We start from the raw sequence: 11,656 nt of genomic DNA, 5'->3' as shown, positions 1-11,656 counted from the left end.
ACTTAATTCTTTTCATTTACCATAATAAAATGCATTCAACAGTATTCTATGACATAATATAGTCAAAATCTGGCAATATCAAGGAAAGCATACGGGTTAATTTTCCGGAATTTCGTTATGTTATCTTTCCGAACCATGAACAAGCGATTCCACGTCTACTTCCTTCTTGGCATTGTATGCTGCCTTGTATGGGCCGCCTGCGGAAAACAGGCGCCACGTAAAATAGAGATCCTTTTCCTGGGCCACCAGAGCGAGCATCACAACAGCGCGCTGTACATGCCTATGCTGGCGTCCGCGCTGGCAACGGAAGGCATACAACTGACCTATACAGATGATCCGGATGATCTGAACAGCAGCAACCTGGCGCAATACGATGGCCTGATGCTGTATGCCAATCACGATTCCATTACACCGCAGCAGGAAGAGGCATTGCTGCAGTTCGTAAGGTCGGGCAAGGGTTTTATACCCGTTCACTGCGCCAGCTACTGTTTCCGCAACTCCTCTGAATTTGTGAGCATGGTAGGTGGCCAGTTCCTGCAACATGGCACGGACTCCTTTACCGCGGTGATCACCGATAAAACGCACCCCGTAACGCAATCGCTCAGGGAATTTGCTACCTGGGACGAAACCTATGTGCATGATAAACTGACAGACGACCGTACTGTGCTCATGGAAAGGGTGGAAGGCGCGCACCGGGAGCCGTGGACCTGGGTAAAACAATACGGCAAGGGCCGCGTGTTCTACACCGCTTACGGCCACGATGAACGTACCTGGAACAATCCCGGTTTTCATGCACTGATGAAAGCGGGTATTCTCTGGGCCGTGGGAGACGATGTGAAAGCGCTGTGGGAGCCTTACCGCGCGTCTATGCCCACCCTGGCGTACCGCATGGAGGCCAACATTCCCAATTACGAACAACGGGTGCCGGCCCCGCGGTACCAGGAACCGCTTTCGCCGGAAGCCTCCGCCAAGCTGATTCAGGTGCCGCCGGGTTTTGAGCTGCAGCTGTTTGCTTCAGAGCCGGATATCATTAATCCCATTGCCATGGACTGGGACGAAAAAGGCCGCCTGTGGGTGATTGAAACAGTAGACTATCCCAACACCGTGCGCGAAGATAAGAGTGCGGGAGATGACCGTATCAAGATATGTGAAGATACGGACGGAGACGGCCGCGCGGATAAGTTCACCATATTTGCCGAGGGGCTGAACATCCCTACCAGCCTTGTATTCAGCAACGATGGCATTATTGTGTCACAGGCGCCGCATTTCCTTTTCCTGAAAGATACCACCGGAGACGGCAAGGCAGACATCCGCAAGGTGATCATAGACGGATGGGGCACTTTTGACACCCACGCCGGCCCCTCTAACCTGCGTTACGGAATGGACAACCAGATATGGGGCACCGTGGGCTATTCCGGCTTCAAAGGCGCCATAGCAGGTGAGCCGTACCAGTTTGGCCAGGGCTTTTACCGCTTTGCGCCAGATGTTTCCACTTTTGAATTTATGACCGGCACCAGCAACAATACCTGGGGGCTGGGCTTTACAGAGAACAATGATATATTCGGGTCTACGGCCAACAACACCCACAGCGTGTTCATGGGCATTCCCAACCGCGCGCTGAAAGGTGTGGAAGGCATCAGGGCGGGCGGCAGCAGTAAGATAGACGGGCACTACGCCATGCATCCTGTTACACAGCATGTACGGCAGGTAGACGTGTTTGGGGGCTTTACTGCTGCCGCGGGCCACAGTTTTTACACGGCCCGCAATTACCCGGAAGCGTACTGGAACAATATTGCGTTTGTTTGCGAGCCTACCGGCCACCTGGTACACTCCGCGCGTATAGAAAAAGACGGTGCGGGCTTTAAGGAAAAAGACGGCTGGAACCTGTTTGCCAGCGCAGATGAATGGGTGGCCCCGGTAGAGGCCAAACCCGGCCCCGACGGCGCGGTATGGGTGCTGGACTGGTACAACTTCATTGTGCAGCACAACCCTACGCCCACGCCTGAACGCGGCGGCTATGCCGCTGTGAACGGTAAAGGCAATGCCTACGAAAATCCCCTGCGCGATAAAAGCCACGGCCGTGTATGGCGCGTGGTGAGCAAAAACGCAAAGAAAGTTAAGCCGTTGCAGCTCAGTAAAAAGGAGCCGGAAGGCCTGCTGGCCGCGCTGGAAAATGACAACATGCTCTGGCGCACCACCGCGCAGCGCCTGCTGGTAGAACGCGGGCAAACGGACGTGTTGCCGCAACTGGCCGCCCTCACCCAAAAAGACGGCCCCGCCGCGCTGCATGCCCTCTGGGCCATAGACGGGCTGGGCGCTACCGCAAAAGACAATACGGTGGCCGCCGCGCTGAAACATAAAAACCCCGCGGTGCGCAAAGCCGCTATCCAGATACTTTCCAAATACAACTGGACGGAAACACAGATCATCGGCAGCGGCATACTGCAAGACCCGGATGCCAATACCCGCCTGGCAGCGCTGGTATCTCTCACAGCAACGGCGCCTTCTGAAAAGCTGGGCGGCATGTTGTACGAAATGAGCGGTGAGGAAGCCGTGAAAAAAGACGAGTGGCTGGGCAAAGCCCTCTACGCTGCCGCCACCCGCCACCGCAAAGGTTTCATAGATGCGTTTATGGCCACTCACCCTGGCTTCAAAATAGCAACACCCGTGGCGGTGAACCGCGCCGCCACCGCGCTCAATGATGCGGCCTGGAAAGAAATGCAGCTGCCTTCCACCATTGAAGACGCCGGGCTCGAAATAGACGGTGTGATCTGGTTCCGCAAAACAGTGAACATTACTGCCCCGGCCCGTGAGGCCTCGCTGTCCCTGGGGCCGGTAGATGATTCTGACGAGACCTTTGTGAACGGGGTATCTATTGGCAAAACGGAACGCAAATGGAACGTGCCGCGCCGCTACAAAATACCCGCGGGCCTGCTCAAGCCCGGCAGCAACGTGATTGCCGTGCGTGTGGAAGACACGGGCAACGGCGGCGGCATTTACGGGAAGCCGGAAGACCTTTACCTGCAAAACGGTAATGAACGGATCGTACTCACCGGCAATTGGCGGTATGAGGTGGAAAAGATCACCAGCGGCCGGTCTGCCCGGTTGTTTGGCGATGCCGGGCTGGCAGAGACCTTTGTGCGTGCTTACCTGAACAAACCGGTAACGGAAGAAACCGCTGTTGCAGGCGGTAAAGCGGCCGTTATACAATTGAAGGTGATCAAGAACGAAATGAAGTACGACCTGAAAACCTTTACGGTAGAAGCCGGAAAGCCCGTGGAGATCGTTTTTGAGAACCCGGACTTTATGCAGCACAACCTGGTGATCACCCGGCAGGGCGCCCTGGCCATTGTGGGGAAAGCGGCAGACAAGATGGCGTCACGGCCGGATGGCGCTGAAAAGCATTATGTGCCGGAAGTGCCGGAGGTGCTGTATTCCACCAGGCTGGTAAACCCGCAGGAAAAGGTGACGCTCCGCTTCACCGCCCCCGCGCAGCCGGGAGACTACCCGTTTGTGTGTACCTTTCCCGGTCACTGGTCCATTATGAACGGCATCATGAAAGTGGTGCTCAAAAAATAATTTACACGGCATGCAGCAACAGATACAATTAGGCGTGAGTACCTGGCTTTGGGCCTCGCCATTCACTACGGATACCGTGGCCCTCTTTCCCAAAATAAAAGCGATGGGGTACGATGTGGTGGAAATACCCGCCGAGTACCCGGAGCTGATCAACGGCCCGGAAGTGGCGCGCGCGCTGGCGGACAATGGGCTGAAAGCCGTGGTATGCGGCGCTTTCGGCCCCACGCGCGATCTCACGCATACAGACCCGGCCGTGCATGAAAACTGCTTTGCCTATATCCGCGCCTGTTTTGAATTGTGTAACGCTGTAGGCGCCACCTTTCTGGCAGGCCCCATGTATTCAGCCGTGGGCAAAACGCGCATGCTGCCGCCGGAGGAGCGGCGGCGGGAGTGGGAACTGGCGGTGAAGAACCTGCAACGCGTTTGTGCGGATGCGGCCACGCACGGCCTTTCCATAGCCCTGGAACCATTGAACCGCTTCGAGTCAGACCTGGTGAACACCGCGGCAGACGTGCGCCGCCTGGTAGATGACATTAACCACCCGGCCGCCGGTATTCTGCTGGACGGCTTTCATATGGCCATTGAAGAACGTAGCCTGGAGGCGGCGTTTCAGCAGGCGGGCAGCAAGCTGCTGCATGTGCAGGTGGCGGAAAACTACCGCGGGGTACCGGGCACAGGGCAAACGCCGTGGCAGCACTTCAAAAATGGCCTGCAAGCCATCGGCTACAACGGCGTGGTCAGCATAGAGAGCTTCACGCCGGAAATAAAGGAACTGGCGGGCGCTGTATGCATCTGGCGGTCTTTTGCAGACAGCCAGGATGATTTTGCACAGGAAGGTTATCGTTTTTTACATCAATTGTTAAGATCATGAGCAAGCAGATCAATATTGCCATTGTGGGCCTCGGCTTCGGCGCGGAATTTATTCCCATTTACCAGCATTACCCCAATGCCAGCCTGGTGGCCATCTGCCAGCGTAACGAAAAGCGGCTGAACGAAATAGGGGACGCTTTCGGCATTGCCAAAAGGTATACGGACTATGATGCGTTGCTGCTAGACCCGGAGATAGATGCCGTGCATATCAATACGCCCATCCCTGACCATGGCATACAGTCCATCAAAGCCCTGAAAGCGGGCAAACATGTGGCCTGCACGGTGCCTATGGCCACCACTATAGAAGAATGTGAAGAGATCGTACGCCTCACCAAAGAAAAGGGGCTCACCTATATGATGATGGAAACGGTGGTATATGCCCGTGAGTTCCTGTTCATGAAAGAGCTGTACGAAAAAGGAGCGCTGGGCCGCCTGCAGTTCCTGAAAGCCAGCCACCAGCAGGATATGGACGGCTGGCCCAATTACTGGCCCGGCCTGCCGCCCATGCATTACGCCACACATTGCGTGGGCCCTGTATTGGGGCTGATGCGCGGCGAGGCGGAGTACGTGAGCTGCCTGGGCTCCGGTACCATCCGCGAAGAGTTGCAGCAACACTACAATTCTCCTTACGCGGTAGAGACCACGCATATAAAGTTCCGCAATTCAGACCTCTGTGCGCACGTGTACCGCTCCCTGTTTGATGTGGCGCGCCAGTACCGGGAGAGTTTTGAAGTATACGGCTCCAAAATATCTGTGGAGTGGCCGTTGATAGAAGGGCAGCCACTGGTGGTGCATACGGCCAAAAAACCGGAGCCGGAAATACCGCAGGAAACGGAGTGCCCTGATTATGCCCACCTGCTGCCCGAGCCCATCCGCCGTTTCACCCGGCAGGGCGTGTACGATGCGGATGACCATCAGCATCTTTCCTTCACGCAGGGAGCGGGGCATGGCGGCTCTCACCCGCACCTGGTGCATGCCTTTGTAGACGCGCTGGTGAAGGGCACGCAGCCATACCCCAATGCGGTACAGTCTGCCAACATCACTTGCGTAGGCATACTGGCGCATGAATCTGCCCGGCAGGGCGGCGCCATTTTGCGGCTGCCAGCTTTTACCCTTGGTTTATAACGTGTAATTTAAGTGTAAATATGACGAGGCCCGGGCAATATTGCCTGGGCTTTTTTTTTGCGCTGGCATGCTGCTGTCATTTCTCTTTTGTTACTTTGTTGCTGACATCAAACACATAATTATGCAACAGGAGAGCCCTATCGTATATGTCACGAAGAATTACGCCGGTTATAACTATTGGGCCAATAAAAAGCTGGTAGACTGGTTGCGCACAAAGCCGCAGGACGTGTTGCATAAAGAAGTCCCGTCCAGCTTCCCGTCTATCTGGCAAACGCTGCAGCACATGTTGCAGGCGCAACGCTACTGGCTGGCCGTGCTCCGCAGGGAAAAAGACGCACGGAGCGAGCTATCAGCCCCCGCGCCTGATGACGTTCTGGAAAGCATGCTGGCCCATTCAAAGGAAATGGCGGCGTTTATCAGTGGCATGGGCGAAGCCGCTATCAATGAGCCGCTGCTGGTGGTGACCCCCCGATTTGAAAGTAACCTCCCGGCCTTTGAATATCTAATGCAGGCGGTGAACCACAACACCTATCACCGCGGCCAGGTAGTCACCATGGGCCGCCACCTGGGCCTCACGGATGCGCCCATGACTGATCACTATTACTTCAATGTTTTCGGCAAACAGTAAACGGCTGAAAAAATAATATGTATTTTGGGCGGATAAAAAAAACACGTCCACCGTATGAAGTTATTGTTACTGACCACCCGGGCGCTGCTGCTGGCCGCCGTATGCCTGCTGCACGCCGGTTCCGCCCATGCCTACCAGACAGATACCGTTGAAACCTACAGCGCGGCCATGCAAAAGAAGATCAGGGCCGTGGTGATCAGGCCGGAAGGATATAATAACGCTAAAGACTACCCCGTGGTATACCTGCTGCATGGCTATGGCGGCAACTATGCGGATTGGGTGAAAAAAGCGGAAGGGGTGCAGCAACTGGCAGATACCTACAACATGCTCATTGTATGTCCGGACGGGGGCGTGGGCAGCTGGTACTGGGACAGCCCGGTAGATGCATCTTTCCGGTATGAGACCTATGTATCCAAAGAGCTGGTGGCCTGGGTAGACAGCCATTACAAGACCATCCGTGACCGTAAGGGCCGCGCCATTACAGGCCTCAGCATGGGCGGCCACGGGGCGCTGTACCTGGCCCTCCGCCACCAGGATGTTTTTGGCGCCGCCGGCAGCATGAGCGGCGGGGTAGACATCCGGCCATTCCCCAACAACTGGGATATGGCCAAACGCCTCGGTTCCTATACGGAGCAGCCTGCCCGCTGGGAAAGCCATACCGTGATCAATATGCTGCACCTGCTGAACCCAAAGGCCCTCACGCTGGAACTGGTCATAGATTGCGGTACGGAAGATTTCTTTTACAAGGTCAACGAAAACCTGCACGAGCAATTGCTCTACCGGAATATTCCGCATGATTATTATACCCGCCCCGGCGCGCACAACTGGGCTTACTGGACGGGCGCGGTGCAGTACCAGTTGCTTTTCATGCACCGGTTCTTCACTAAAAAGAATTAAGATGCTGAAAGCAGGCTCCGCGGGGCCTGCTTTTTTTTAAGCCAATTTTAAGCTCCCTGTTCGCCTAAACGGCTTAACTTTTGGTAAAATTCATAGTCTCGGCAAAAATCGTGTGTATCAGTACCGGCCAAGTCCCGCGGCTATTTAGCCGCGGGCGGCCGGTTTTTTTTTGTCGGATTTCCCCCTCTTTTTGCCGCATTCACACGCCATTTCTCCCCGCAGATCCTTTTACATTTGTACCAGTTGGCAACGCAGGATGTTGAACGCTACAAACAGAGGGCTATCATGAAGAAAAAACAAATATTATTCCTGCACAGCGGAGGGCCGCAGGGCCCGCATGAAGGCAGCAACGACCTCGTCCGCAATTTACAGGCGGCGCTGGGAGAGGGGTATCGCGTATCGTACCCCCAGATGCCGGACCCTGAGCATCCCGTATATGCCCAATGGAAAGCTGAGCTGGAAAAAGAAATGGACGAGGCGGAAGACGGCGTGGTACTGGTGGGACATTCCCTGGGCGGCTCCGTGATCCTCAAATTCCTTTCCGAAGAAAAGTGTGAAAAGGCAATAGGCGGCCTCTGTATTGTGGCCGCGCCCTTTTGGGGGCCGCCAGACTGGCAGGTGGAAGAATATATGCTGACGGAAAATTTTGGATTGAGATTGCCCCGCATTCCGCGCATCTTCCTGTACCATAGCCGGAACGACGAGGTGGTGCCTTTTGAGCATGTGCAGCATTACGGAGAAGAGCTGCGCTGGGCCACCATCCGCGCTTTCGAGAACCAGGGGCACCTCTTCAGCAGCGGCCTGCCGGAGCTGGTGCGGGATATCAAACAACTTACAGCTGTACCATATGAACGATACTGAAAAAGTAAACGAGCTGATGCAACGCCTTCAGCACCCCCTGAAGGCGGAAATAGAAGCCGTACGGAACATTATCCTGCAGGCCAGCGGTAAAATGGCCGAACGGGTGAAATGGAACGCTCCCAGCTTCTACTACAAAAAAGACATGGCCGCCTTCCATACCCGCGCCACGCAGCATGTACACCTGGTGTTCGTTTTTCACAACGGCGCCATGATACACAACAGCAGCTTGCTGGAGGGTGACTACAAAGACCGGCGCATGGCCTATTTTAAAGATATGGCAGACGTAAAGGCCAAAAAGAAAGAACTGGAAAGAGTAGTGAATGAATGGGTGAAACTTCATGAACAGGTGTAAAAACGGCATTAAGAGGGGTTGATTGCGACAATAATTTGTACTACATTTATAATATGAAACACGTATCCATTCTTGTTCCGCGCGGGCTTACGAGCCTGGTCAATATGGAAGGCACCTATCACATCCTTTCAGAGGTAAATACCTTGCTGGCCTCCATGGAGCGCGACCCGCTTTTCCAGATCCAGCTGGTGGGCATTGCCCATGAGTCTGTGCAGCGCAACGGCCTGTTCACCGTTACGCCGGACGTGCTGGTGAAAGACGTTAAAAAAACAGACCTGATCATCATACCCGCCACGCAAGACCAGCCTAATACGGTGCTGGAACTGAACAAGGAGTTCATACCCTGGGTGGTAGACCAATATAACAACGGCGCCGAAATTGCCACGTTCTGCGTGGGCGCTTACCTCCTGGCCGGCACGGGCCTGTTGAAAGGCCGGCAGTGCGCTACCCACTGGAAAATGGTGAATGATTTCAGGCAGATGTTCCCTGACGTGAACGTGGTAGACGATAAGATCATGACGGAAGAAGACGGCATTTACACCAGCGGCGGGGCTTATTCTTTCCTGAACCTGCTCATTTACCTGGTAGAGAAACATGCGGGCAGAGACGTGGCCGTGCTCATTTCCAAGGTATTCATGATAGACCCGGACCGGGTGAGCCAGTCTCCCTTCATCATATTCCAGGGGCAGAAGGAGCATGAAGATACCCCCATCCGGGAAGCGCAGGAGTTCATTGAAAAGAACTGGCAGGAAAAAATTACGGTAGACCAGCTTGCTTCCATGTTTGCACTGGGCCGCCGCAACCTGGAGCGCCGTTTCAAAAAGGCCACCTCCAACACGGTAGTGGAGTACATTCAAAGGGTGAAGATGGAAGCGGCCAAAAAAGCGCTGGAAACCAGCCGCAAGAGCGTGAACGAACTGATGTACGATGTTGGGTATTCAGATACCAAGGCCTTCCGTACGGTGTTCAAGCGCGTAACCGGCCTTTCGCCCATAGAGTACAGGAACAAATACAATAAAGAAGCCGCTACGGCTTAACCATAGCGGCCCTTACAATATCATCATGCCCGGTACCAGTGCGCTGGCCGGGCATTGTTGTCAGACCTAGCTGATACCCAGCAACTCCACTTCAAATACCAGGGTGCTGTTGGCGCCGATCTGCGCGCTTACCTGCCGGTCTCCATAACCAAGGTGAGGTGGTATGAAGAAACGCCATTTGCTGCCTTGCGGCATCAGCTGCAGGCCTTCCGTCCACCCCTTGATCACCATATTGAGGGGAAAGGTGGCGGGCTGGCCGCGCTGCACGGAGCTGTCAAACACCGTACCGTCTATCAGCGTGCCATGGTAGTGGCAGGTCACTTTGCTGGTAGCGGTGGGCCTGGGGCCGTTGCTTTCCGTTATCACTTCGTACTGGAGGCCGCTGGGCAGGGCCACCACACCGGGTTTCTGCTGGTTGGCGGCCAAAAAGTCCTGCCCGGCCTTGAGGTTAGCCGCGGCTTTTTCATTTTTCAACTGAAAGAGTTTATCTGCAATTCCCATGTTTGAATTTTTGCAAAGATACACCATTTCCACGCTGCGCTGTGCCCGCATTTTGCTAATTTTGCGCAGCATTCAAACCATATAGCATGAATTTTTATACCAGGAAATGGGTGAAGCCGGAAGACCTCAACGCACATGGCACCCTCTTTGGCGGCAGCCTGCTGCGGTGGATAGATGAAGAGGCCGCCATTTACACCATTATTCAGCTGGGCACCAACCGCTGCGTTACCAAGTACATGTCAGAGATCAATTTCATCAACTCCGCGCGGCAGGGAGATATTGTGGAGCTGGGCATCAAGGCGATCCACTTTGGCCGTACTTCTCTCACGCTTGCCTGCCAGGTGAGGAACAAGATCACGCAGAAAACCATTCTCACCATTGATAAAATAGTGTTTGTGAGCGTAGATGAAAACGGCGTGCCCGCGCCGCATGGCAAAACCACCATTACGTATACAGACGAGCGGCTGCGGGAAGACTGATGTTTTTTTATGCCGCAGCGTGCATTGATGGCGCTAACGTTCATTTCCCCAAAAAGTCCTTACCTTTGTGTCTCATGACACGCCCATCAACATATCATCTCCAGTCGGACATTGCTGCCTGACGCAGGCCACAAAGTATTTTTCTCTTTTACCTGCGTTGATTGTCAATAACTGATTTATTGTAACCGTCCTGCCGCGCCCTCCCGCGCGGACAGGATCAGAATTGTATGACCATGTCGACATTACAGTCGTACGGATGGAATGGGCATTTCATGCGTCATTTCGGATCAAACCCGCATCAGGACCTCGAAGCAGCAAGGGTCCTGTCTATTCAAGGATTTAAACATATACTGATCACCGAAACAGGCGCCATCGAAGCGCAGCTCGCCGGCGCCCTGGTCCACACGCGCGAAGCGGATACCTGCCCGAAAGTGGGCGATTGGGTGCTGGTAAAACGGTACGAGGAAGAAGGGATCATCATCGATTCGCTGCCGCGCATCAATGAACTCAGCCGCAAGGCCCCCGGCACACAAAGCGGCCGGCAGGTACTGGCGGCCAATATCGACACGGCGTTTATCGTTCAGGGGCTGGACCGGGACTACAACCCCATGCGCCTGCAACGGTACCTGCAGCAGGTGGTGCAGTGCCATATCCAACCCATCGTTCTGCTCAATAAGGCCGACCTCGTGCCTGATCCGGAAATCTACCGGCAGGAGGTGAGGGAGCTGGGGTACGAATGCCCTGTGATCCTTACCAGTGCGCTCGATTCAGCGCAACAGGACGCCTGGGCCCGGGAATTTCTGCTGCCGGGGCACACCTATATTTTCCTGGGATCGTCGGGCGTCGGGAAAAGTACCTTGCTCAATAGCCTCCTCGGCTTCAGGGTGCAGGAAGTAGGCGCAACCAGTAAGGCCAACAACAAAGGTAAACACACCACCACGGCGCGCCACCTCATACAGTTGCCCAATGGCAGCATGATTATCGACGCACCGGGCATGCGCGAGTTCGGGCTCACCAGCGAGGCCGGCGCAGCAGGCGTGTTTCACCCGTTGATAGAGGAACTGGCGCCACAATGCCGCTTTGCCGATTGCACTCACCAGCATGAACCAGGGTGCGCGGTGCTGGCGGCCATGGACAATGGCGCTTTGCCGGACCTTGTTTACCGCAGCTATCTGAAACTCCTGCGCGAGCAATACCATTTTCAGGCCAGCGAAGCGGATAAACGGCGGAACGAACGCAAATTCAGCAAATTGGCGAACCAGATCTCCAGGCACAGGAAAGACCGTAAGTATTGATCCAAACAGACCAGGCACCCGGAACACACGCG

General features: G+C 54.9%; 11 protein-coding genes. 10 read left to right on the top strand and 1 reads right to left on the bottom strand.

Annotation, left to right across the window (positions count from 1 at the left end; all coding sequences use genetic code 11):
- The first annotated feature begins 135 nt into the window (after positions 1–135).
- The 8 genes from D3A97_RS24325 (at position 136) to D3A97_RS24290 (ending at position 9,349) form a co-directional block, all read left to right on the top strand.
- Positions 136–3,579 (top strand): PVC-type heme-binding CxxCH protein, encoded by a 3,444-nt coding sequence (locus D3A97_RS24325; protein ID WP_198674165.1) that lies wholly within the window; start codon positions 136–138, stop codon positions 3,577–3,579.
- A 10-nt stretch (positions 3,580–3,589) separates the two neighbouring features.
- On the top strand, positions 3,590–4,450 hold the full coding sequence (locus D3A97_RS24320) for a sugar phosphate isomerase/epimerase family protein (protein WP_119081168.1): 861 nt from the start codon (positions 3,590–3,592) through the stop codon (positions 4,448–4,450).
- On the top strand, positions 4,447–5,574 hold the full coding sequence (locus D3A97_RS24315) for a Gfo/Idh/MocA family oxidoreductase (RefSeq protein ID WP_119081167.1): 1,128 nt from the start codon (positions 4,447–4,449) through the stop codon (positions 5,572–5,574). Before D3A97_RS24320 ends, D3A97_RS24315 begins: the two co-directional genes overlap by 4 nt.
- Positions 5,575–5,695: 121 nt before the next feature.
- Positions 5,696–6,202 carry a DinB family protein gene (locus D3A97_RS24310; protein WP_157986746.1) on the top strand — a complete coding sequence of 169 codons (507 nt, stop codon included), beginning with the start codon at positions 5,696–5,698 and terminating at the stop codon, positions 6,200–6,202.
- A 54-nt stretch (positions 6,203–6,256) separates the two neighbouring features.
- Positions 6,257–7,099: an alpha/beta hydrolase gene (locus tag D3A97_RS24305; protein WP_119081165.1), complete on the top strand. Its 843-nt coding sequence runs from the start codon at positions 6,257–6,259 to the stop codon at positions 7,097–7,099.
- A gap of 285 nt (positions 7,100–7,384) precedes the next feature.
- Positions 7,385–7,960 carry an RBBP9/YdeN family alpha/beta hydrolase gene (locus D3A97_RS24300; protein WP_119081240.1) on the top strand — a complete coding sequence of 192 codons (576 nt, stop codon included), beginning with the start codon at positions 7,385–7,387 and terminating at the stop codon, positions 7,958–7,960.
- On the top strand, positions 7,947–8,312 hold the full coding sequence (locus D3A97_RS24295; RefSeq protein WP_198674164.1) for a DUF1801 domain-containing protein: 366 nt from the start codon (positions 7,947–7,949) through the stop codon (positions 8,310–8,312). The genes D3A97_RS24300 and D3A97_RS24295 overlap by 14 nt, the downstream gene beginning before the upstream one ends.
- Before the next feature lie 53 nt (positions 8,313–8,365).
- Positions 8,366–9,349, top strand: a complete 984-nt coding sequence (locus tag D3A97_RS24290) for a GlxA family transcriptional regulator (protein ID WP_119081164.1) — start codon at positions 8,366–8,368, stop codon at positions 9,347–9,349.
- A 66-nt stretch (positions 9,350–9,415) separates the two neighbouring features.
- Here the strand turns inward: D3A97_RS24290 and bamJ are convergent, their stop codons facing one another.
- Positions 9,416–9,850, bottom strand: a complete 435-nt coding sequence (gene bamJ, locus D3A97_RS24285) for a BamJ family beta-barrel-assembly machinery protein (protein ID WP_119081238.1) — start codon at positions 9,848–9,850, stop codon at positions 9,416–9,418.
- Positions 9,851–9,936: 86 nt separating this feature from the next.
- Between bamJ and D3A97_RS24280 the strand changes: the two genes are divergently transcribed.
- Together D3A97_RS24280 and rsgA are read left to right on the top strand one after the other, a co-directional pair.
- Positions 9,937–10,329, top strand: a complete 393-nt coding sequence (locus D3A97_RS24280) for an acyl-CoA thioesterase (RefSeq protein ID WP_119081163.1) — start codon at positions 9,937–9,939, stop codon at positions 10,327–10,329.
- Between the two features lie 233 nt (positions 10,330–10,562).
- Positions 10,563–11,624, top strand: coding sequence for a ribosome small subunit-dependent GTPase A (gene rsgA / locus D3A97_RS24275; RefSeq protein ID WP_119081237.1), 1,062 nt, complete (start codon positions 10,563–10,565; stop codon positions 11,622–11,624).
- Positions 11,625–11,656 lie beyond the last annotated feature (32 nt).

Source organism: Chitinophaga alhagiae, assembly GCF_003568665.1.
GTDB classification, from domain to species: domain Bacteria; phylum Bacteroidota; class Bacteroidia; order Chitinophagales; family Chitinophagaceae; genus Chitinophaga; species Chitinophaga alhagiae.
This window is presented reverse-complemented; position numbering and strand designations above follow the sequence as displayed.